This window comes from Pseudomonas sp. UBA7500, assembly GCF_002478435.1.
GTDB lineage: Bacteria > Pseudomonadota > Gammaproteobacteria > Pseudomonadales > Pseudomonadaceae > Aquipseudomonas > Aquipseudomonas palmensis.
This window is the reverse complement of record NZ_DLNW01000006.1, coordinates 118,557-140,361: the sequence shown is the minus strand read 5'-3', so window position 1 is coordinate 140,361 and position 21,805 is coordinate 118,557. Positions and strand designations below refer to the sequence as shown.

General features: G+C 65.6%; 20 protein-coding genes and 1 pseudogene. 7 read left to right on the top strand and 14 right to left on the bottom strand.

Annotation, left to right across the window (positions count from 1 at the left end; genetic code table 11):
• Position 1: 1 nt before the first annotated feature.
• Complete coding sequence (locus tag B4I46_RS05630; RefSeq protein WP_054916281.1) at positions 2–778, top strand: TatD family hydrolase; 777 nt, start codon at positions 2–4, stop codon at positions 776–778.
• A gap of 41 nt (positions 779–819) precedes the next feature.
• Here the strand turns inward: B4I46_RS05630 and B4I46_RS05625 are convergent, their stop codons facing one another.
• The 4 genes from B4I46_RS05625 to B4I46_RS05610 all read right to left on the bottom strand — a co-directional run bounded on the left by B4I46_RS05625 (position 820) and on the right by B4I46_RS05610 (position 6,660).
• Positions 820–2,838, bottom strand: a complete 2,019-nt coding sequence (locus B4I46_RS05625; protein ID WP_054916280.1) for a methyl-accepting chemotaxis protein — start codon at positions 2,836–2,838, stop codon at positions 820–822.
• A gap of 180 nt (positions 2,839–3,018) precedes the next feature.
• Positions 3,019–3,852 (bottom strand): regulatory signaling modulator protein AmpE, encoded by an 834-nt coding sequence (gene ampE, locus B4I46_RS05620; protein ID WP_043864382.1) that lies wholly within the window; start codon positions 3,850–3,852, stop codon positions 3,019–3,021.
• Positions 3,849–4,409, bottom strand: coding sequence for a 1,6-anhydro-N-acetylmuramyl-L-alanine amidase AmpD (gene ampD, locus B4I46_RS05615; protein ID WP_043864381.1), 561 nt, complete (start codon positions 4,407–4,409; stop codon positions 3,849–3,851). The genes ampE and ampD overlap by 4 nt, the downstream gene beginning before the upstream one ends.
• A gap of 79 nt (positions 4,410–4,488) precedes the next feature.
• Positions 4,489–6,660 (bottom strand): DUF1631 domain-containing protein, encoded by a 2,172-nt coding sequence (locus B4I46_RS05610; protein ID WP_286898974.1) that lies wholly within the window; start codon positions 6,658–6,660, stop codon positions 4,489–4,491.
• A gap of 249 nt (positions 6,661–6,909) precedes the next feature.
• Between B4I46_RS05610 and nadC the strand changes: the two genes are divergently transcribed.
• Positions 6,910–7,758: a carboxylating nicotinate-nucleotide diphosphorylase gene (nadC, locus tag B4I46_RS05605; RefSeq protein WP_043864379.1), complete on the top strand. Its 849-nt coding sequence runs from the start codon at positions 6,910–6,912 to the stop codon at positions 7,756–7,758.
• A 97-nt stretch (positions 7,759–7,855) separates the two neighbouring features.
• Here the strand turns inward: nadC and trxB are convergent, their stop codons facing one another.
• Positions 7,856–8,818 carry a thioredoxin-disulfide reductase gene (gene trxB, locus B4I46_RS05600; protein WP_043864378.1) on the bottom strand — a complete coding sequence of 321 codons (963 nt, stop codon included), beginning with the start codon at positions 8,816–8,818 and terminating at the stop codon, positions 7,856–7,858.
• 336 nt (positions 8,819–9,154) lie between these two features.
• On the opposite strand from trxB, the gene cysZ reads away from it, so the two are divergent.
• On the top strand, positions 9,155–9,883 hold the full coding sequence (cysZ, locus tag B4I46_RS05595) for a sulfate transporter CysZ (protein WP_054916276.1): 729 nt from the start codon (positions 9,155–9,157) through the stop codon (positions 9,881–9,883).
• Between the two features lie 51 nt (positions 9,884–9,934).
• Here the strand turns inward: cysZ and B4I46_RS25570 are convergent, their stop codons facing one another.
• Positions 9,935–10,345 (bottom strand): methyl-accepting chemotaxis protein, encoded by a 411-nt coding sequence (locus tag B4I46_RS25570; protein WP_371917309.1) that lies wholly within the window; start codon positions 10,343–10,345, stop codon positions 9,935–9,937.
• Positions 10,346–10,477: 132 nt separating this feature from the next.
• Positions 10,478–11,161 (bottom strand): annotated as a pseudogene (locus B4I46_RS25565) (PAS domain-containing protein); the annotation flags it as partial.
• A 265-nt stretch (positions 11,162–11,426) separates the two neighbouring features.
• On the opposite strand from B4I46_RS25565, the gene B4I46_RS05585 reads away from it, so the two are divergent.
• On the top strand, positions 11,427–12,647 hold the full coding sequence (locus B4I46_RS05585) for a glycosyltransferase family 4 protein (RefSeq protein ID WP_286898971.1): 1,221 nt from the start codon (positions 11,427–11,429) through the stop codon (positions 12,645–12,647).
• Here B4I46_RS05585 and B4I46_RS05580 read toward each other — a convergent pair.
• From B4I46_RS05580 to B4I46_RS05570, 3 genes are all read right to left on the bottom strand, one after another.
• Positions 12,616–13,719 (bottom strand): NADH:flavin oxidoreductase, encoded by a 1,104-nt coding sequence (locus tag B4I46_RS05580; RefSeq protein ID WP_286898969.1) that lies wholly within the window; start codon positions 13,717–13,719, stop codon positions 12,616–12,618. The two genes, B4I46_RS05585 and B4I46_RS05580, sit on opposite strands and share 32 nt — an antisense overlap.
• Positions 13,720–13,885: 166 nt before the next feature.
• Complete coding sequence (locus B4I46_RS05575) at positions 13,886–14,368, bottom strand: glutathione peroxidase (RefSeq protein WP_043864373.1); 483 nt, start codon at positions 14,366–14,368, stop codon at positions 13,886–13,888.
• Positions 14,369–14,532: 164 nt separating this feature from the next.
• Positions 14,533–15,018: an FKBP-type peptidyl-prolyl cis-trans isomerase gene (locus tag B4I46_RS05570; RefSeq protein ID WP_043864372.1), complete on the bottom strand. Its 486-nt coding sequence runs from the start codon at positions 15,016–15,018 to the stop codon at positions 14,533–14,535.
• Between B4I46_RS05570 and B4I46_RS05565 the strand changes: the two genes are divergently transcribed.
• From B4I46_RS05565 to B4I46_RS05555, 3 genes are read left to right on the top strand one after another with little or no spacing between them, the layout of a single operon-like run.
• Positions 15,017–15,325, top strand: a complete 309-nt coding sequence (locus B4I46_RS05565; protein ID WP_043864371.1) for a DUF3565 domain-containing protein — start codon at positions 15,017–15,019, stop codon at positions 15,323–15,325. The two genes, B4I46_RS05570 and B4I46_RS05565, sit on opposite strands and share 2 nt — an antisense overlap.
• 33 nt (positions 15,326–15,358) lie before the next feature.
• Positions 15,359–17,455 (top strand): phosphate acetyltransferase, encoded by a 2,097-nt coding sequence (gene pta, locus B4I46_RS05560; RefSeq protein ID WP_043864370.1) that lies wholly within the window; start codon positions 15,359–15,361, stop codon positions 17,453–17,455.
• A 2-nt stretch (positions 17,456–17,457) separates the two neighbouring features.
• Positions 17,458–18,351: an acyltransferase gene (locus tag B4I46_RS05555; RefSeq protein WP_054916274.1), complete on the top strand. Its 894-nt coding sequence runs from the start codon at positions 17,458–17,460 to the stop codon at positions 18,349–18,351.
• A gap of 74 nt (positions 18,352–18,425) precedes the next feature.
• Here B4I46_RS05555 and B4I46_RS05550 read toward each other — a convergent pair whose 3' ends face one another.
• From B4I46_RS05550 to B4I46_RS05535, 4 genes are all read right to left on the bottom strand, one after another.
• Positions 18,426–19,118, bottom strand: coding sequence for an OmpA family protein (locus B4I46_RS05550; RefSeq protein WP_043864368.1), 693 nt, complete (start codon positions 19,116–19,118; stop codon positions 18,426–18,428).
• Between the two features lie 193 nt (positions 19,119–19,311).
• Entirely contained in the window at positions 19,312–19,818 is a 507-nt protein-coding gene (locus B4I46_RS05545) for a GNAT family N-acetyltransferase (RefSeq protein ID WP_054916224.1), read from the bottom strand.
• Between the two features lie 52 nt (positions 19,819–19,870).
• Positions 19,871–20,320 carry a hypothetical protein gene (locus tag B4I46_RS05540; protein WP_286898964.1) on the bottom strand — a complete coding sequence of 150 codons (450 nt, stop codon included), beginning with the start codon at positions 20,318–20,320 and terminating at the stop codon, positions 19,871–19,873.
• Between the two features lie 86 nt (positions 20,321–20,406).
• Positions 20,407–21,714: a carbohydrate porin gene (locus B4I46_RS05535; protein WP_286898962.1), complete on the bottom strand. Its 1,308-nt coding sequence runs from the start codon at positions 21,712–21,714 to the stop codon at positions 20,407–20,409.
• Positions 21,715–21,805: the final 91 nt, after the last annotated feature.

Sequence of the window (21,805 nt, the reverse complement as noted above, 5' to 3'; positions counted from 1 at the left end):
CATGCGCCTGGTAGACACCCACACCCACCTGGACTTTCCCGACTTCGATGCCGACCGCAGCGAAGTGCTGGGGCAGGCGCGCCGCGCCGGGGTCGAGCGCATGGTGGTGCTGGGGGTGTACCAGGACAACTGGCAGCGGGTATGGGAGCTGGTCAAGAGCGATCCGCAGCTGTATGCGGCGTTCGGCCTGCACCCGGTGTACCTGGAACAGCATCGCCCGGAACACCTGCTGGCGCTGGGCGACTGGCTGAGCCGCCTGCGTGGCGACCGGCAGCTGTGCGCGGTGGGCGAGTTCGGCCTGGACTACTACGTGGCCGAGCTGGACCGCGAGCGCCAGCAGGCGCTGTTCGAGGCCCAGTTGCAGCTGGCGGTGGACTTCGACCTGCCGGCGCTGCTGCATGTACGGCGCAGCCATGCCGACGTGATCGCCCGGCTCAAGCGCTTCAAGCTGGCGCGTGGCGGCATCGTGCATGCGTTTGCCGGCAGCTACGAGGAGGCCCGCGAGTACCGCCGCCTCGGGTTCAGGCTGGGGCTGGGCGGTGCGGCCACCTGGCCCCAGGCGCTGCGCCTGCGCAAGGTGCTGCCGCGCCTGGGGCTGGACGGCGTGGTGCTGGAGACCGACTCGCCGGACATGGCCCCGGCGATGTACGCCGGGGTGCGCAACAGCCCTGTGCACCTGCCGCAGATTGCCGTGGCACTGGCTGAGGTGATGGGGGTTGCGCCCCAGGTGCTGGCCGAGGCCAGCACGCGCAATGCCTGCGAGCTGTTTGGCTGGTAATACCGGCCCTGCGCCTTGCCGGCGAAGGGCCCAGCCCTCGCTCAGACCCTGAACGCCCCGATCAACTGCTTCAACTCCATCACCTGCGCCGACAGCTGCCGGCTCGCATCTTCGGTCTGGTGCGCGCCCTCGGTGGTGTGCTCGGCCGCGCGATTGATCTGCACGATGTTCAGGTCGATGTCATGCGCCACCGCCGTCTGCTGCTCCACCGCCGCCGCAATCTGCTGGTTCTGCTCCACGATGCTGCCCATCGCCCCCAGAATGTTGACCAGCGCCTGCTGCACCTGCTGCGACTGCCCCACGGTGCCCGCCGCCATCTGGTGACTGCTGTCCATCGCCCGCACCGCCGCCTCCACCCCACCCTGCAGGCGTGAAATCATCTGGTCGATTTCCTCGGTCGACTGCTGCGTGCGCTTGGCCAGCGTGCGTACCTCGTCGGCCACCACCGCGAAGCCACGCCCCTGCTCCCCGGCCCGCGCCGCCTCGATGGCGGCGTTGAGCGCCAGCAGGTTGGTCTGCCCGGCGATGCTCTTGATCACCTCCAGCACCTGGCTGATCTGCTGGCTGTCGCTGACCAGCTGGTTGATCACCCCCACCGACTGGTCGATTTCGGCCGCCAGCCCGGCAATGCTGCCCTGCTGCGACTCCACCAGCTCGCGCCCGCTGACCGTCTCGCGGTTGACCCCGTGGGCGCTGTTCACGGCTGCCGCAGCGCTGCGAGCCACTTCCTGGGCAGTGGCCGACATCTGGTTCATGGCCGTGGCCACCTGCTCGATCTGCCCGCGCTGGCCGCTCACCGCCTGGTTGCTGCGCGCCGATACCGCATGCACCTGCTCGGCCTGGTGTTCCACCTCGGCCACCGTCTGCCCGACCCGCTCGATCAGGTCATGGATGCGCCGCACCGTGGTGTTGAACACCTCGCCCAGCTCGCCCAGCTCGTCGCGACTGCGGGCCTGGAAGGTCACCGTCATGTCGCCACCGGCCACCTTGTCCATCACCTTGCCCAGGGTACGCAGGGTGCTGCGGGTGGAGGCGTAGAAGCCGCCATACAGGTAGCCGATCAGCATGAACACCGCCGCCAGGGCCAGCACCAGCAGCACCATGTGCTGGCGGTAGTCGCCCAGGCGCGCCTGCAACTGCTGTTCGAGTACCTGCAGGGTGGCGCCATTGAGCAGGTAGGTCTGCTCGATCAGGCCGCTGACCTGCTGGTAGAACGCCGGCCATGGCGCATCGAGGGTATCGGCCATCACTACCTGGTCTTCGAGCAGCTCGCTGGCCTGCTTGAGCGACGCCTGGCTGCTGGCGGCCTGGCTGGCCAGCCGCGGCTCGTCGCCCAGGGCGTCCTGCAGGCGAATGGCGTAGTCGGCCGACAGCTTGTCGAGGCTTTTGAGCAGTTCTTCGAAACGGGTACTGGCCGATGAGTTGAGAAACCCCTGGCCCAGCGAGTAAGCCCCGATTGCGCGGCCTTCACCCAGGGTCTGGGTGACCTGGGCGGTGACCGTGGTCAGCAGCTCGCCCATCTGGCGCACGCCGGCATCGCTGTCCTGGCCAAGGCCCGACTGGCTGACCACCAGCTTGCCAAGCAGCTGCGCCTGCGCCAGCAGGGCGTCGTACAGGGCTGCACGGGTCTGCAGCGAGGAGTCGGCTCGCGCCGCCTCGAGCCCTGCCAGCAACTCGTCGCGCCGGGCGGTGAAGGCCTGCACCTGGGCCGGGTCCTCGGTCATCGGGGCCAGCGCGGCCACGCGCTTTGCCACCTGCTGTTCCAGCGCATCGATGCGCGCCTCCAGGTCGTCGGCCTTGCCGGACTGCCCCAGCACCGCGTTGATCTGCACCAGATTGCCCAGGCTCTCCAGATCACCGCGCACGGCCAGGCTCTCGCTCAGCAGGCCGAGGCTGTGCAGCTCCACACGGGTGGCGTGGAACTTGGCATAGGCGTCGCGCACCAGATAGAAATTGGTGACCAGCATGGGCAGAAAGAACAGCACGCTGATCAGGCTGAACTTCATGCCGAAGCTCAGCCGGTTCATCAATGCGATTGCCGGATACAAGAGGCGCTTCAAGGGTCGTCTCCTTTCGATTTCTTATTGTTTTCTGCGCAATAGCACTAGGCCACTGGCGATCGTCAGCAGCCTCTGTATAGCGCATATCGAAGGGAAGTTTTGTAACTTAAGGTTAACCACCAGCGGCGGCGCCCTGTAGGAACGAGCCGCCGTTGCGGCAGCCCGTTTACACGTCGTGAGTCAGCCGAGCACGGTCCACAGGGCAAAGCCCGCGTACCAGAGCACTGCGGCACGCAGCAGCAGTTCCCACAGGCTGTCGAGCCCGGTCAGGCCTTGCGGGCCGGCCTCGACGTCGGCGGGAATCTCCGCCGCTGCCGTGCCCGCCTGCTCCACCAGGCGCGGCGCGCCGATGTGCCAGTTGAGCAGTTCGTGCAGCATCATGCGGCTGACCGCCACAAAGTTGCCCACCAGTGCAAAACTGGCGGCCAGTACCCGCACCGGCGCCCAGTCGAAGGCGTGGCGCAACTGCCGGGCGCGTTCCTGTACCGCCGGGTTGCCGGCCCGCTCGCCCGTCAGCGCCAGCAGCCGGTAAGCCAGCGCTGCAGCCGGGCCCAGCAGCACATACCAGAAGATCACCGCAAAGAAGCTCTGGTAGGCCTGCCACAGCAGGTGCCCCTGCACCTTCTGGATCAGGCCCTGGCTGTCGTCGGCCGTCACCCCCAGGTCGCGCTCGGCCACGTGCACGGCCGCCTGTTCATCGCCGCGTCGCCAGGCATCGCGAAACGGCCCCAGCGCCGCCTTCACATCGCCCCGGCCCAGGCTGTAGATCAGCACCAGCAGGTGCACCGGCAGGGCCAGCAGACCATAGGCGACCGGGTCGAGCACGTGCAGCAGCAGCGCCAGTACCACTACTGGCAACAGCACCAGAATGCCCAGCACCCACCAGGGGTCGGCCTTGGGCCTGCGCTCCAGGCGGGCCAGTTCGGTGAGAAAAAAGCCGTCGCGTTGCAGGCGCTGGCGCAGCGCCGAGAACTTCTCGACCCACAGCACCAGCAGTAACACCAGAAAACTCATGATCTGTCCTCGTTGACGTGCAGGCTGGCGCGATAGCGTTCCCAGTCGAACGCCGGCCCCGGGTCGGTCTTGCGCCCCGGCGCAATGTCGCTGTGGCCGCGGATTCGCCCCGCGATGGGCCAGGCAGCCTGCAGTTGCAGGGTCAAGTGTTGCAGGGCAGTGTACTGGGCGTCTGTGAACGGCGTCTGATCGGTGCCTTCGAGTTCGATGCCCACGGAAAAGTCGTTGCAGCCCTCGCGGCCCTCGAAGCGCGATACCCCGGCATGCCAGGCCCGGTCCAGGCACGAGACGAACTGGGTGACCCTGCCGTCACGCTCGATCAGAAAGTGCGCCGATACACGCAGGTCCTTGATCTGCTCGAAAAACGCATGCTCGGCGATGGGCAGGCGGTTCTGGAAGAACGCCTGCACCTTGCCGGTGCCGAACTGTCCGGGCGGCAGGCTGATGTTGTGGATCACCAGCAGGCTGATGGCTTCGCCCTCGGGGCGCGCGTTGAAGTTGGGGGAAGGGCAATGGGTGACGCCAGCGACCCAGCCAGTAGCGTGGTCAAGTTGCATAGAAGATCCTGAAGCATGAGGGCTCTGGCGCAGTATGCCCCGAGGAATCGACGGTTGTATCGTTAAAAAGTGCGGGCGCTCAGGGTTGGCGCTGGCGCAGTTGGCTGACCACCGAACCCAGTGCACGTTCGAACAGCTGGGTGGCATCGAGCAGGCGTACCTGGCCCTGGCTCAACGCCCCGGCAAGCCCCTGCTGCGACCATTCGCGCAGCTTGCGCCCGGTACGGTCGACGAACACATAGGTGTGGGTGCTGTCGATGATCGCGATCAGCTTGCCGCGCACCGGCTCGTCATCCTCGTCGCGCAGCTCGATCCAGGCCCCCGGGCGCAGGTCGCGCACCTGGTGCAGCGCCGGGTCGTCGTCGGGCAGGCTGGAGCACAGCCCGCCCGCCGCCACCGACTCCGGCCCCAGCAGCACGATCCGATCACGCACCAGCACCCGCTCGATACGCGCCTGGCCGGGGTGCCCTGCCCCTTCCACAGCCTGCAGGTGCAGCGCTTCGAGCTGGGCGAAGAACTCGCTGGTGGCAAAGGGATCGTAGGCAACCCGGGTCAACCCTTCGCGCAGGGCCTTGAGCAGGCCCGGCACCTGCTCCAGCAGCCGTGCACGGTCGTCGCCTGTGTGTGACTCGACGCTCCAGAGCAACAGGTCCATGTTGGCCAGCGCGTCCTGCCACTGGGTCGAACCCCGCCCATGCTTGAGGCAGGCCAGCAGCACCTGGCTCCAGGCCTGCTCGATCACCCGTACCACGCCTTGCGGCAGGCACTTGCCGAGCAGGCGCAGGTTGAGTTCGCTTTCTACCTGCTGGCGCGCCAGCACGGTGCGTGCCCGGCCCTCTTCGGCATCGCGGGTGCGCTGTTCGAGCAACTCGGTACGGCGGCGCTCATCGGCACTGAAAGCAAGGAACTCGGCCAGCAGCTCGGCGAAGATCTGCGGGTCGTCGGCAAAATCGGTGAGCAGGCGCTGCACGATGGCCTCGACCCGCAGGTACAGCTCGTCGCGCTGCACGTCATCACGCGCGCCCCAGCCCATCGCCACTGCGGCAATCTCGTCGAGCAGACGGCGCGCCGGGTGGGTGGCGCGGCTGAAGAAGCTCTTGTCGAGCAGCGCCACCTTGAGCATCGGGATCTGCAGGCGTGCGATCAACTGGCGCAGCGAATGCGGCAGGTTGCGATCGCCTAGGATGAAGTCGAAGAGCATGGCGATCAGGTTGATCACATCCTCATCGATCACCTCGACCCTGCGGTACTTGCCGCTTTGCACGCTGGCCCGGGTCAGCAGTTGCTCCAGCTGGTGGCGCAGGTCGAAGTCCTGCACCTCCCCCGCTGCCGGCACGAACTGCTGCAGGTGCGAGAGCAGGCGCAGCAGATCCTGCCTGCTGATCGGCTGCACCCGGTCATAGGGCTCCAGGCGCGGGGCCACCCGACCGCGCACCGGGGACAACAGCACCTGCAGCGAGGCGAAGGCAGCCTGCGCCCCGGCATCGGCCATCAGCGGGGCTGGCTTGACCTCCGGATCGCCGGCCGGGTGCGCCGGTTCGGCCGCCGGGGTGCGCCAGCCCGGCGCGCTCTTGAGGTCGGGCAGGATCCCGGTGGCGCTCAACAGCTGGTTGGCTTCGCCGTACAACTGGCCGACGTCGCACAGCACGTAACGCTCGAACAGCTTGAGCAGTATCAGCTTGACCTTGATGCCCACGCCCAGGCTGCGCCCGGCCTGCAGAAAGTACTCGCACAGCAGCGCCGGCCCCAGCGGGTTGGCGCGATCGTCCAGGCGCTGGCTGATCAGACTGTTCATGCGCAGGGTCAGTTGGCCGAGGGCGAAGCCGTCACGCGTGGCCACGCGGGCCACCATCGTCTCCACGGCCTGGGCCCGCTCACGCGCATCGTCGGCCATCAGCGCCTGCCTGTCGTAGCCACGGCGCGCCAACGGCGCGGTCGGGTCGTTGCCGGCAATATCGATGAAGGCGTCATAGAACAGGTCGAGGAAGGCACGCTCGATGCTCTTGCGCTTGAGGCGCAGGTCGCGCATCGCTTCGAAGAACAGGCTGCGGTCATGGTTGTCGGCGGCCGTGTCGGCCATTTCGAAGAGCGTGTCGTCGGCGTTGTCGAACAGCCCCTGCAGCGCCTGGCGCAGGTGCTGCGCTGCCTTGTCGCGCACTTGCAGCAGGATGACCGGCAGACGAGCGAACGGCGTGCGTGACGCCTGATCGGTGGCCGCCTTGAACGGCACCACCTTCCCGTCATTGGGCATCCCGGTCTCCTTGCTGGGTTGGCTACGAAGTGAATTGAATGGCTGTCAAAGTCATGACGCCAATTACAAGGCGCGCATTATCTGGCAAAAACGCGCGGCCTGCCAGCGAACTGTGCAGTACGTTTCGGCCAGCCTGTGGATAGACCGCCATGGGGCGCAAATGCTCATTTGCTGCGACCAAAGGCGGATTGCTGCACGCCCGCCCCGGGCTGCCCTATAATCGCGGCCACCTAGCTTGTGGAGCCCACCATGCCGAATCTACGCCTCGCCGACCTGACCGCCGAAATCGAAGCCAACGTGCGCCGTGCGTTGCTCGAGGATGTCGGCAACGGCGACATCACCGCCCAGCTGATTCCTGCCGAGCGCCTGGCCAAGGCCACCATCATTACCCGCGACGACTGCGTGATCAGCGGCACGGCCTGGGTGGACGCGGTGTTTCGTCAGCTCGACCCGCGGGTGGCGGTGCACTGGCAGGTCAAGGACGGCGACCGGGCCACGGCCAATCAGGCACTGTTCCACCTGGAAGGGCCGGCCCGCTCGCTGCTGACCGGCGAGCGCAGCGCGCTGAACTTTTTGCAGCTGCTGTCGGGGGTGGCCACCCATGCGCGGCACCTGGCCGACCTGGTGACCGATACCCAGGTCAAGCTGCTGGATACGCGCAAGACCCTGCCGGGCCTGCGCCTGGCGCAGAAGTACGCAGTGACCTGCGGCGGCTGCCACAATCATCGCATCGGCCTGTACGACGCGTTTCTGATCAAGGAAAACCACATTGCCGCCAGCGGCGGGATTGCCGAAGCGATCGCTGCGGCGCGCCGCATTGCGCCGGGCAAGCCGGTGGAAATCGAGGTGGAGAGCCTGGATGAACTGCAGCAGGCCCTGGAGGCCGGGGCCGACATCGTCATGCTCGACGAGCTGAACCTGGACGAAATGCGCGAGGCGGTGCGCCTCAATGCCGGCAAGGCCAAGCTGGAAGCCAGCGGCGGGATCAGCGAAAGCACGTTGCGCGCAATTGCCGAGACGGGGGTGGACTACATCTCGATCGGGGCAATGACCAAGGATGTGAAGGCAGTGGACCTGTCGATGCGCCTGAGCCTTTGAAAGCATCGCGGGTCAAGCCCGCTCCCACAGGGACAGCAGTGATCCCTGTGGGAGCGGGCTTGACCCGCGAAGGGCTGCGAAGCAGCCCCAACAGTCCTCAGAACGAAGCGTTCTGCAGGCCGTCCAGGTAACGCTCGACATCCAGTGCCGCCATGCAGCCGGCACCGGCCGAGGTGATTGCCTGGCGGTACACGTGGTCGGCCACGTCGCCGGCGGCGAATACGCCCTCGATGCTGGTGGCGGTGGCATTGCCGTCACGCCCGCCGTTGACCACCATGTAGCCATCCTTGAGCGCCAGCTGGCCTTCGAACAGCGAGGTGTTGGGGGTGTGACCGATGGCGATGAACACGCCGTCGACCTTCACTTCATCGAAGCTGCCGTCGTTGTTCTTCAGGCGCGCACCGGTCACACCCATGTTGTCGCCCAGCACCTCGTCCAGAGTGGCGTTGAGCTTGAGCTCGATCTTGCCTTCGGCCACGCGGGCGTGCAGCTTGTCGATCAGGATCTTCTCGGCGCGGAAGGTCTCGCGGCGGTGCACCAGGGTCACCTTGCTGGCGATGTTGGCCAGGTACAGGGCTTCCTCGACGGCAGTGTTGCCACCACCGACCACGGCCACCGGCTTGTTGCGGTAGAAGAACCCGTCACAGGTCGCGCAGGCCGAAACGCCCTTGCCCATGAACGCCTCTTCCGACGGCAGGCCCAGGTAGCGCGCGCTGGCGCCGGTGGCGATGATCAGTGCGTCGCAGGTGTAGGTGGCGCTGTCGCCCTTGAGGGTGAACGGCTTGTTGGCCAGGTCCACGGCGTTGATGTGGTCGAACACCACTTCGGTCTCGAAACGCTCGGCATGCTCCTGCATGCGCTGCATCAGCGCAGGGCCGGTCAGGCCATGTGCATCGCCCGGCCAGTTGTCGACTTCGGTGGTGGTGGTCAGCTGGCCGCCAGCCTGCATGCCGGTGATCAGCAGCGGCTTGAGGTTGGCACGGGCCGCGTACACGGCGGCGCTGTAACCGGCAGGGCCGGAACCGAGAATGATCACTCGCGAATGACGAACTTCAGACATGAAACGCTCCTGTCGAGCTGGCGAGCCAGCCACATGACGCCGGGGGCACCGGCTGGAATAAAAAAGAACCCGCGAAGCACTTGGGGAAGGCTATTGGCCGCAGGTTCTGGAAACCGTGAAATTGGTGCGACTGTAACGAGGAGGCAGAGATTAAGGAAATATCCTTAGACAATCCACCTTATAGACGACCTCTATTCACCTGCCGAGCACCGGCCGCTTTGCCTATTAAATGATCGACAGGGTTTTGTTACCGGGGGTTGCGCGCATTTCGCCGCGCTTTCGCCCAGGCGTCAAACTCGGTAAGGTCGGCGCGTTTACCACCGCTCGGAGCCTTTTATGCAAGCCCCTGTCCTGTCTGGCCCCCAATACCTGCGCGAGGGCCTGAAACTGGTCCTGAGCCCGGGCCTGCGCCTGTTCGTACTGCTGCCGCTGGCGGTCAACCTGCTGCTGTTCGTGGGCCTGATCTATTTTGCCGGTCACCAGTTCAGCCTGTGGGTGGACTCGCTGATTCCGACCCTGCCGGGCTGGCTGAGCTTTCTCAACTATGTGCTGTGGCCGCTGTTCGTGGTGCTGGTGGTGCTGATGGTGTTCTTCACCTTCACCATGCTGGCCAACATCATCGCGGCACCATTCAACGGTTTTCTGGCCGAAAAGGTCGAGGTGGTGGTACGTGGCACCGACCCGTTCCCGGCCTTCAGCTGGGGCGAACTGGCCGCCATGGTGCCGCGCACCCTGAGCCGCGAACTGCGCAAGCTGGGCTACTTCGTGCCGCGCGCCCTGGCGCTGTTCATCCTGTCGTGGATCCCGGTGGTCAACATCGTGGCCGCGCCGCTGTGGCTGCTGTTCGGTGTCTGGATGATGGCCATCCAGTACATCGACTACCCGGCGGACAACAACAAGATGAGCTGGCAGGACATGCTCGCCTGGCTGCGCGCCAAGCGCTGGCAGAGCCTGGGCTTTGGCGGCTCGGTGTACCTGGTGCTGCTGATCCCGTTCGTGAACATCGTGATGATGCCTGCCGCCATCGCCGGTGCCACGCTGTTCTGGGTGCGCGAACGCGGCTGACGGTTGCCGGGGCGACGGTGGCGACGGTGCAAGGCCGCCGCCACCGCGCCGTCAGGGCGCCAGCTGGTTGGAGAACTGGCCGACCGCGTCCACCACCTTCTGCGCCCCGTCCTGAATCTCGACGATCACCGTGCCGGTCTGCCCGGCCAGCGACAGGCCCTCTTCGGCCTGGCGCTTGCTGTTGTCGATGATGTCGACCGCCGCCTTGGCCAACTGGGCGTTCTGCTGCACCACCCGGGCGATTTCCTCGGTGGCGCTGCTGGTGCGCGAGGCCAGTTGCCGCACCTCGTCGGCCACCACTGCAAAACCCCGGCCCTGCTCGCCGGCACGCGCGGCTTCGATGGCCGCATTGAGCGCCAGCAGGTTGGTCTGCCCGGCAATGTCGCTGATGGTCTTGATGATCGAACCGATCACCTGGGACTGCTTGTCCAGCGCCTCGATGCCGTCGGCGGCCTGCTGCATGTACGTCTCCAGGCCACGCATGACCTCGACCGTCTGGGTCACCACCTCGGTGGCGCGACGTGCACTGGAGTCGGTGTCCAGGGACGTGGTGTAGGCGATGTCGGCGGCGTGGGCCACCGCCGCTTCCTGGTTGACCTGGTCGGTGATCACGGTGGCGAACTTGACCACCTTGTACAGCACGTCATGGGCGTCGATGATCGGGTTGTACGACGCCTCCAGCCAGACCACGCGGCCATGGGCATCGATGCGCTTGAAGCGCTCGGCCACGAACTCGCCACGGCGCAGTTTTTCCCAGAACTGCTGGTAATGCGCCGAGTTGTACTCTTCCGGCTCGCAGAACATGCGGTGGTGCTTGCCGCGCACCTGCTCCAGGGAGTAGCCCATGGTCTTGAGGAAGCGGTCGTTGGCAGCCAGCACCTCGCCATTGAGGTTGAACTCGATCACTGCCGTGGAGCGCATCAGGGCCTTGATCAGGCTCTCGTGCTCGCGTGACGTCTCGATGGTGCGGGTCAGGTCGCTGGAGTGCAGGGTGAAGTAGCGCAGGCGCCCGTCACTGCCCTTGACCGGCTGCAGGATCGAGCGCAGCCAGGCTTCCTCGCCGCTGCCGCGCAGCAGGCGAAACGCGCCGTTGAGGTGCTCGCCGCGATTGATCGCCTGCTTCATGCGCTGGTAGAAATCCAGCGGCTTCACATGCGCCGGCACGATCTCTTCGATGTTGCGGCCCAGCAGCTGCTGGCTGCTGTAGCGCATCTCTTTCTCGAAGTTGCCGTTGACCGCTTCGATGCGGCCCTGGGGGTCCAGTTGCAGCACCAGCATCTCGCTGTCCAGGCTGCACTTGACCTGCTCCATGGTCATCAGCTCTTCGCGCAGCCTGGCATTTTCTTGTTTCAGTTTGCTGTTGAACATCACCGCTCCTGGAGCGAAAGTCTCATTCGAATGCAACTTCATCGGCTGGCGATGCGGCATTCTTGAGGCGCTGGCCAAGCTTATTTTCACAGCGCAAAAGCGCCAATGATCGGGCGTCATGTATCCGTCATTTTGCTGTCATCCGGGCGCAATCGGCACCTCGGAAAATCCTCCCATGACCAGTCCCGCCGCCCTGCACATAACCCTTGTCAGCGAAACCTTCCCACCCGAAATCAATGGCGTGGCCAACACCCTTGGCCGCCTGCACGAAGGCCTGCGCCTGCGCGGCCACCGGGTGGAGCTGGTGCGCCCGCGCCAGGCCGGCGATGCCGCCGGCCCTGCGCAGGCCGACCTGCTGCTGTGCCGCGGCTGGCCCCTGCCCGGCTACCCCGGCCTGCAGTGGGGGCAGGTGTCGATGCACAAGCTGCTGCGCCGCTGGCGCCGCGACCGCCCGGACGTGCTGTACATCGCCACCGAGGGGCCACTGGGCCTGAGTGCACTGCGGGCGGCGCGGCGCCTGGGCATCGCGGTGGTCAGCGGCTTTCACACCAACTTCCAGCAGTACTCCGGCCAGTACGGCTTCGGCCTGCTCACGCGGCTGGTCACCCGTTACCTGCGCGGCTTCCACCATCGCTGCCACAGCACCCTGGTGCCCAGCGTCAGCCAGCGCCTGGAGCTGCAGCGGCGCGGCTTCGAACGCCTGACCCTGCTGTCGCGCGGGGTCGACAGCAGCCTGTTCAACCCGGCCCGGCGCCGCCAGAGCTTGCGCGACCAGTGGGGCCTTGGGCCCGACGACATCGCCCTGCTGCATGTGGGGCGCCTGGCCACCGAGAAGAACCTGGGCCTGCTCGGCCAGTGCCTGGACGCCCTGCGCAAGGCCTACCCCCTGCGCAACCTGCGCCTGATCGTGGTGGGGGACGGCCCGCAGCGCGGCGCACTCGAGCAGCAGTTGCCAGGTGCCGTGTTCTGCGGGGTACAGCGCGGCGAATGCCTGGCCGAACACTACGCCTCGGGGGATATCTTCCTGTTCCCGAGCCTGACCGAAACCTTCGGCAACGTGGTGCTGGAGGCGCTGGCCTCCGGCCTTGGGGTGGTGGCCTACGACGAGGCCGCAGCAGCCCAGCACATTCGTCATGGGCACAGTGGCGCACTGGCCATGCCGGGAGATGCAGAGGCCTTCATCGATGCCGCCAGCTGGCTGCTGGAAGACAGCGAGACCTTGCGCCGGGTGCGCCTCAATGCCCGCCAGCATGCCAGCCGCCAGGGCTGGCCGGCCATCGTCGAACAGTTCGAGGCGCACCTGCGCGGCGCCTGCGAACAGGCACCGGCACCGTCTCAGCGCCGCCTCGATGCGGCGCTGCTGGTCAAGCCAGGCTCGTCAGCGCCTCGCGGCTGAACGGCAGGATGTCCTGCTCGCGCCCCTCACGCACCTTGGCCGCCCACTGGGCATCCACCAGCAAGGCACGCCCTACGGCCACCAGGTCGAACTCCTGGTCGCCCAGGCGCTGCAGCAGTTTCTCTAGGCTGGCCGGTTGCGCCACCTTGTCGGTGTCGACCATGAACTGCAGAAACTCCCCATCCAGGCCCACGCTGCCCACGGTGATGGTGGGCTTGCCGGTGAGCAGGCGGGTCCAGCCAGCCAGGTTCAGGTCCGAGCCTTCGAACTCAGGCTCCCAGAAGCGACGCGTGGAGCAGTGGAAGATATCCACGCCGGCGTCGGCCAGCGGGCGCAGGAACTCGCCCAGCGCCTCGGCGTTGTCGACCAGGCGGGCGCTGTAGTCCTGCTGCTTCCATTGCGAGAAGCGCAGGATGATCGGAAAGTCCGAGCCTACGGCGGCGCGTACCGCCTGCACCAGCTCGATGGCAAAGCGCGAGCGGCCGGCCAGGTCGCCGCCGTACTCATCGCTGCGCTGGTTGCTCGCGGCCCAGAAGAACTGGTCGATCAGGTAGCCGTGTGCGCCGTGGATCTCGACGCCATCCATGCCGATGGCCTTGGCATCGCGGGCAGCCTGGGCGAACGCCTCGATCACGTCGCGGATGTCGGCATGACTCATGCCGTGCACCACCACCTGGCCATCCTTGAGTTTTTCGCTGGGGCCGTAACCCGGCACGCTGGCGTCCGGCTCGGTACCCAGGCGGCGCACGCTGCCCACGTGCCACAGTTGCGGCACGATCCTGCCGCCTTCGGCGTGCACGGCATCGACGACCTTCTTCCAGCCCGCCAGGGCATCTTCACCATGAAAGCGCGGCACGTTGGGGTAACCGTTGGCGGCCGGGTGGTCGACGGTAGTGCCTTCGGTGATGATCAGGCCGACATCGGCAGCGGCGCGGCGGCGGTAATACTCGACCACCTGCGCATGAGGCACACCGCCGGGGCAGAAGGTTCGGGTCATCGGTGCCATGACCACACGGGTCGGCAGCTCGAGGGCGCCCAGCTTGAAGGGGGTGAACAGGGCTTGAGCAGGCATTCGGCGCTCCTGGGAAAGGGATGGCGCCTGAGCATAGGGCGGGATTGTCGCTGACCCCAGTACTATTGATAGCGGTGATCGGGGTGGATTTTTCGCCGGCAAGGCCGGCTCCTGCATACGACGGTGCATCCATTGCAGGAGCCGGCCTTGCCGGCGAAGGGGCACGTCAGGCCAAGGCTTTCTCGATAGCCTGCACCACCGTGGCATCATCCGGCGCAGTACGCGGCGCAAAGCGCGCCAGCACGCGGCCGTCCTTGCCTACCAGAAACTTCTCGAAGTTCCAGGTGATATCCCCCGGGAACTCGGCGCCTTCACCGGCCAGCAGGCGGTACAGCTGATGCCGCTCCGGGCCGTTGACCTCCAGCTTGCTGCCCAGCGGGAAACTCACCCCGTAGTTCAGGCTGCAGAACTGGGCGATCTCCTGCTCGCTGCCCGGCTCCTGCCCGGCAAACTGGTTGCACGGCAGGCCCAGCACGCTGAAGCCCTTGTCCTTGTAATGCTGGTAGAGATTCTCCAGCGCCGCATATTGCGGGGTCAGGCCACATTTGGAGGCGACATTGACCACCAGCACCACCTGCCCCTTGAACGGCGCCAATGGCAACTCCTGGCCATCCAGCGCCTGCAATTTCAGGTCGTGAAATGCACTCATGACGTACTCCCCTTTCCAGTTCCCGGCCAGTTACCGGCATCGGTCCCGGCTGGCGCAACAAATGCTGCCCACTAAAAAAGCGCCCGGCCAAGCCGTCTGCCTCCTGGGAGAACACGACAGACTTGCCCGGGCGCCTTAGCGACCTTCTGAGCTTAGCGCAGAAATCAGTGCTGATGGCCACCTTCGCCATGCACGTGACCATGGGCGATTTCTTCTTCGCTGGCATCACGCACGGCAACGACCTTGACCTTGAAGTTCAGGCGCTGGCCAGCCAGTGGGTGGTTGCCGTCGACGGTCACGTCGTCGCCGTCCAGGTCACGGATGGTCACGATCTGCATCTGGCCATCAGGCGCGGACGCGTGGAACTGCATGCCCACTTCCAGCTCGTCGACACCTTCGAACATGCTGCGGTTCAGGGTGCTGACCAGTTCGGCCAGGTATTCGCCGTAGGCGTCTTCCGGCTCGATGGCAACGTCCAGCTCGGCGCCGGTATCCTTGCCTTCCAGGGCTTTTTCCAGGCCCGGAATGATGTTGCCTGCACCGTGCAGGTAAACCAGCGGCGCGCCGCCGTTGGAGCTATCGATGACCTCACCAGCGTCGTTGGTCAGGGTATAGTCGATGGAGACAGCCTTGTTGGCGGCGATCGGCATGGGGCGAGACCTTTTGCATAAGAATGTAGAACGAACAAGTGTAACCAACGCATCGCCTGAAAGCGAACGCAACCCGGACAAACGGGAAGCCGCTTTTCCCAGCCGGGTGCTGGGTTTTCATCAGGACGAGCATGGCCACTGGGTGGTCGAACTGTCGTGCGGGCATACCCAGCACCTGCGCCACGAACCGCCGTGGCAGTCGCGTGGCTGGGTGCTGGACGCAGACCTGCGCCAGCAACGAATCGGCCAGCCATTTGCCTGCGGCTGGTGCGCTCAGGGGGTCGATAGCGCTACCCTTGGCAATTGATTCTTTTGCAACAGCTCACTTCGAGAAGCTCGCATGCAGACATTTTTCATCGCGCCGACCGACTTTGGTGTCGGCCTGACCTCCATCAGCCTGGGCCTGGTGCGCACCCTGGAACGCGCCGGACTCAAGGTCGGCTTCTTCAAGCCGATCGCCCAGCCCCACCCCGGCGACACCGGCCCGGAACGCTCCACCGAACTGGTCGCCCGCACCCACGGCCTCAAGCCGCCGCAACCGCTGAGCCTGGCGCATGTGGAACGCATGCTCGGCGATGGCCAGCTGGACGAACTGCTCGAAGAGATCATCACCCTGTACCAGCAGGCCTGCATCGGCAAGGACGTGCTGGTGGTCGAGGGCATGGTGCCGACCCGCCATGCCAGCTACGCCGCACGGGTCAACCTGCACCTGGCCAAGAGCCTGGACGCCGAGGTGATCCTGGTGTCGGCGCCGGAAAACGACGTGCTGGCCGAGCTGTCGGGCCGTGTCGAGCTGCAGGCCCAGCTGTTCGGCGGCCCGCGCGACCCCAAGGTGCTGGGCGTGATCCTCAACAAGGTGCGCAGCGACGAACCGATGGACACCTTCGCCAGCCGCCTGCAGGAGCATTCGCCCCTGCTGCGCAGCGGCGAGTTCCGCCTGCTGGGCTGCATCCCGTTCCAGGCCGGGCTCAACGACCCGCGCACCCGCGACGTGGCCGAGCTGCTCGGTGCCCAGGTACTCAACGCCGGCGACTACGAAACCCGGCGCATGAACAAGATCATCATCTGCGCCCGCACCGTGGCCAACACCGTGCCGCTGCTCAAGCCCGGCACGCTGGTGGTGACCCCGGGTGATCGCGACGACATCATCCTGGCCGTCAGCCTGGCGGCGATCAACGGTGTGCCACTGGCCGGCCTGCTGCTGACCAGCGACAGCAAGCCCGACCCGCGCATCCTCGAACTGTGCCAGGGCGCCCTGCTGGCCGGCCTGCCGGTGCTGTCGGTGAGTACCGGCTCCTACGACACCGCCAACCAGCTGAACCAGTTGAACAAGGAAATCCCGGTGGACGACCGCGAGCGCGCGGAGATCATCACCGACTTCGTGGCCAGCCACCTGGATGCCGACTGGCTCAACCAGCGCTGCGGCACCCCGCGCGAGATGCGCCTGTCGCCTGCGGTGTTCCGCTACCAGCTGATCCAGCGTGCCCAGCAGGCCAACAAGCGCATCGTGCTGCCCGAAGGCGCCGAGCCGATGACCGTGCAGGCTGCCGCCATCTGCCAGGCCCGCGGCATCGCCCGCTGCGTGCTGCTGGCCAGGCCCGAGGACGTACAGGCAGTGGCCCGCGCCCAGGGCATCAGCCTGCCCGAGGGGCTGGAGATTCTGGACCCGGACCTGATCCGCGAGCGCTACGTCGAGCCTATGGTCAGCCTGCGCAAGAGCAAGAGCCTGAACGCGCCGATGGCCGAGCAACAGCTCGAAGACCCGGTGGTGATCGGCACCATGATGCTGGCCCTGGACGAGGTCGACGGCCTGGTCTCGGGCCTGGTGCACTCCACCGCCAACACCATCCGCCCGGCCCTGCAACTGATCAAGACCGCCCCCGGCTGCAGCCTGGTGTCGTCGGTGTTCTTCATGCTGTTCCCCGAGCAGGTGCTGGTGTATGGCGACTGCGTGATGAACCCGCACCCCACTGCCGGCGAGCTGGCCGAAATTGCCCTGCAAAGCGCCGATTCGGCCGAAGCCTTCGGCATTACCCCGCGGGTGGCGATGATCAGCTATTCCAGTGGCGATTCGGCCAGCGGCGAAGAGGTCGAGAAGGTGCGCGAGGCCACCCTGCTGGCCCAGGAAACCCAGCGTGGCCTGCAGATCGATGGGCCGTTGCAGTACGACGCCGCCGCCAACCAGGACATCGCCCGCCAGCTGGCGCCCAACAGCAAGGTGGCCGGACGCGCAACGGTGTTCGTGTTCCCCGACCTGAACACCGGCAACACCACCCACAAGGCCGTGCAGCGCAGCGCCGATTGCGTGAGCCTGGGGCCGATGCTGCAGGGCCTGCGCAAGCCGGTCAACGACCTGCCGCGTGGCGCCCAGGTCGACGACATCGTCTACACCATTGCCCTGACCGCGATTCAGGCCAACCGCTCGCTGGATAACTGACCATGCTCGCTTTTCTGCCCGCGCCCGTGCGCGGAGTCATCGGCTCGCTGCTGCTGGCCGCCAACACCATCCTGTGCTGCACACCGCTGTTCATCGTCAGCCTGTTCAAGCTGTGCCTGCCCTTTGCCGCCGCGCAGCGCGTCACCGACGAACTGATGCGGCACATCCACGAAGCCTGGATCAGCAACAACAAGGGCTGGATGAACCTGGTCGGGCGCACCCGCTGGGACATCGAGGGGCTGGCCGGGCTGGACTACCAGCACAGCTACCTGGTGACCAGCAACCACCAGAGCTGGGTGGACATCATGGTGCTGCAATACGTGCTCAACCGGCGCATCCGACCGCTCAAGTTCTTCCTCAAGCAGGTGCTGATCTGGGTGCCGGTGATCGGCCTGGCCTGGTGGGCGCTGGGCTTTCCGTTCATGAAGCGCTACAGCAAGGCCTACCTGGCCAAGCACCCAGAAAAACAGGGCAAGGACCTGCAGACCACGCGCCGTACCTGCGCCAGGTTCCGTGGCAAGCCCACGGCGATCTTCAACTTTGCCGAAGGCACGCGTTTCACCCCCGCCAAGCATGCCGAACAGGGTTCGCCGTTCCGGCACCTGCTCAAACCCAAGGCGGGCGGCATTGCCTTCGTGCTGGATGCGATGGGCGAGCAACTGGAGTCGATCATCAACGTGACGATCCATTACCCGCAGGGCACACCGGGCTTCTGGGACCTGCTGTGCGGGCGAGTGGCGCGGGTGGAGGTGACGTTCGAGGCGCTGGCGATTCCCAAGGAATTTCTGGGACGCAGCTACGACCAGGATGAAGCCTACAGGCTGGCGTTCCAGCAGTGGATCAACCGGTTGTGGGAAGAGAAGGATGAACGGCTGGAGCGGATGCGCCAGCAGTGAGCCCTTCGCCGGCAAGGCCGGCTCCTACAACGGCGTGAGCCCCCTGTAGGAGCCAGCATTGCTGGCGAAAAGATTTACTGGTACTGCTGCCCAGGAATCGGCTTGAGGTTCACCTCCACCCGACGGTTCTGCGCACGCCCGTTGGCATCGGCGTTGCTCGCGATCGGCTGGTCCGGGCCCAGGCCACGCGCACTCACGCGCGAAGGGTCGACGCCCTGGGAGGTCAGGTAGGTGCTCACGGCCTGTGCACGACGCTGCGACAGGTCCATGTTGTGCTGGCGACTGCCGGTGCTGTCGGTGAAACCGACCACTTCGATGGTGTTCTGGTTGAACTGCTTGAACGAGTTGGCCAGGTTGTTCAGCGGCGCGTAGAAGCTTGGTGCAATGCTCGCCGAGTCGGTGGCGAAGGTGATGTTGCCCGGCATGATCAGCTTGATCTGGTCGCCTTGACGCTGCACTTCGACACCGGTGTTGGCCATGCTCTCGCGCAGTGCCGCTTCCTGGCGGTCGGCGTAGTAGCCGTAGCCGGCGGCGGCGGCGCCCACCGCGGCGGCGCCGATCAACGCACCCTTGCCACGGTTGTTGTGGTCGATGGCGGCACCGGCAACGGCACCGGCCAATGCGCCCAGGCCGCCGTACTTGGCGGTCTTGCTCATCCCGGTGGAGCCTTGCGCCTGGCCCTGGTTGTCATAGGGGTTCTGACTGGCGCAGCCAGTCATCAGGGCAGCAGCAGTAGCGACGATAATCAGACGACGCATGGTGAACATGGACAAGCTCCTACAGAATTCGTGTATGCAGCGGACCGACGGCGGTTCCCTGCCAGGCTTGGAACGCGAGCTGCGATAAAAATTCCCTCGGAGCAAACTGTAGTTCATTGCAGGAGCCCTGGTTTTTGCAATGCGCACCCTTGCTGGTCAAAGGCACCAGGCACCACCGTGTCGGACCAGGCTATCAGCGGCCTCAGTGCATGACCGCCCGCGTAATCAAAAAGCTCAGCAACTCGCCCTCATCATCCAGTTCGATGGCCTGCACCGGCCGTGGCAGGTTGTCGAGTACGCTGCGCCAGAACGCCTGTGAGGTTTCATCCTGGTCATAGAAGCGCACCAGCCAGTCCCCTTCCCCACTCATCAGCACCTGGGTAGCCAATGCCTGGCCGATGCCCTTGCGCCGGTAGCGCTTGAGAATGAACAGGTCGGCCAGCTCCTGTGCGTCCAGCCCTGCCAGTTCGCTGCGCTCGACCAGCAGGAAGCCGGCGATGTAGCCATCGACCAGGATCAGGTTGGCGCTCCACTGCGGCTCCTGCCAGTAGCGGGCCAGGTGCTCGTCGTGGATGTAGAAACGGCCGTCCACCTCGACGTCTTCCTGCTCCCAGTCCGAGGACTCGTAGGCATAGAACTGGTAGAGGTTGCGGATCAGCTCGATGTGTTCAGGGCCGGTCGGGATCAGTTCGACGGTGAGTTCACTCATGGCTACGGCAGGGGCTCGATGAAAAAGAGCGCGCAGTCAGCCACGATTCGCGTCACAACTCAACCCATTCGCCCTGCGAGTAGACGCTGAACCGGTTCGACTCGGAAAGCTGCATGGTGTAGGACGATTGCACGTGGTGGATCTGCCCGCCGTCGCCGAGCAGGCGTACTTCGGCACCGCAGATGAAGTTCGCATCGCGGTCCGGGCCCATCGATGCGCAAGAGACTGTGGAGACTTCTATGCGGCCCAGCACCTTGATCGGCGACGTCATCCGGCCACTGGCGTGAAGCTTGCGGGTGAAGTCAGCCATGGCGTCTTGCACCTGGCCCTGGGTCGGCATCCAATCGGGGCAGACATAATCGTCACCGCTGCAACTCTTGTCCGAGGCCGCAGGGGCGGCGTAGGTGAAAACCGGGAAGAAGAACAGAGCGAGGGCAAGCAGTGAAGTGCGAAGCATGAAGGCGAGGCCATCCTGGGCGATCTGGGCGCGGGATGATGTCATGCACCCCTCTTCGCCAGCAAGGCTGGCTCCTACAGTCCTGTGCAGGGGTCAGCCTCCCGGCGAACAAGCGCATCGCGCTCACTCCATCAGAACTGCACCTTCACCTGTACGCCGGCCAGCAACGCGTCCTGGGTGTCCTTGCCGGAAAATGCACCCGGCTCCATCACGTACTGCACGCTCGGGCGCACCGTCAGCCAGCGGGTTACCTGGGCGGTGTAGCTCAGTTCCACCAACTGCTCGCCCAAGTCCAGGTTGCTGACACTCTGCGCCTGGGCCAGGTCGCCACCGCGCTCCAGGTTGGCGATCTGTACATCGCGGCTGCGCGAGTTGAACACCGCACGGCCGTACGCCAACCCCACGTTGTCATGCTCGCGCGAAGCGAACGGTCGGCTCAGCACCGCACCGGCCGCGTACCAGTGCGAGAACGGCGAAGTGGCCGTGTCGGTATCGGTGGCCTGCGCGAACAGGCGCACGTTGCGCCCCCGGGTCGAATCCGAACGCCATACCATCTGGTCGACCAGGATATAGGCACCGTGACGCCCCGCCGCCTTGCTGTCGGGCTGGCCGATGCGCGCAGTGTCGGAGGTGTCGTAATACCAGCCGAACTTGTACTGCCCGTCATAGGTAGCCAGGTTGTTGTAGATCAGCTCCACCGGCAGGATGGCCCCGGTGGTGCCGCTGGAGGTCAGGTCGAAGGCCTTGGACGAGGCGCTGTTGGTCTCGGGGTTCACGTTGAACCAGGCGGTCTGCACCGTCCACTCGGGGCTGATGCGGTATTTCAGCTCCATGCCCCAGTGCGCCGTGGGGTAGTTGCCCCAGCCACTGCCACCGGACATGCTCAGCGGGTGCGCGCAGAAACCTGCGTTGACGAAGTTGGTGAGGATGCCCATGCCGCCGAAGTCATTGCCCATGGCCATCCAGCCGAGCTTGACGTTCAGGTCGTCGGTGAACAGGCTGCGCGCATAGCTCAGTTCGCTCAGGCGCGTGTACAGCCCGCCGTAGACCTCCTGCACCGGCAGCCGGTTGCCCACCAGGTCTTGCGAGGCGCTGTTGCCGCGCCGGTCATTGATCGTCAGCTGGACCGTGCCTGCATCCGCCTCGCCCAGCAATGTCTCGAGGTCGAAGGTGGCGCCCAGGCGGACCTGCTGCGCATAGCGCGCACCGTGCTTGAGGCCACCGCTGACCAGGCCCATGGTTTCCGACACATATTCGCCGGTGAGCTTGACGCCGCTCGCCTCCAGGCGTGAGCGGCTGCCGCCCCAGTCGCCGGTCAGGGTCGGGCTGTCGACAAGGGTGTCGAATGCATCGGCCTGCACCGCACACGCCAGCAGGCTGGAAGAAAGGCCCACGGCAAACGCGAGGGGGCTGAACGGAAAACGCGAAAAGAGGCTCAAACGGCCCTCCCGAAAGACAATAGATCACCACCCGGTCAGCGACGAAGGCGCGAACCGGGACACAAGAAATGCAGGTGGCCTATGTTACGGG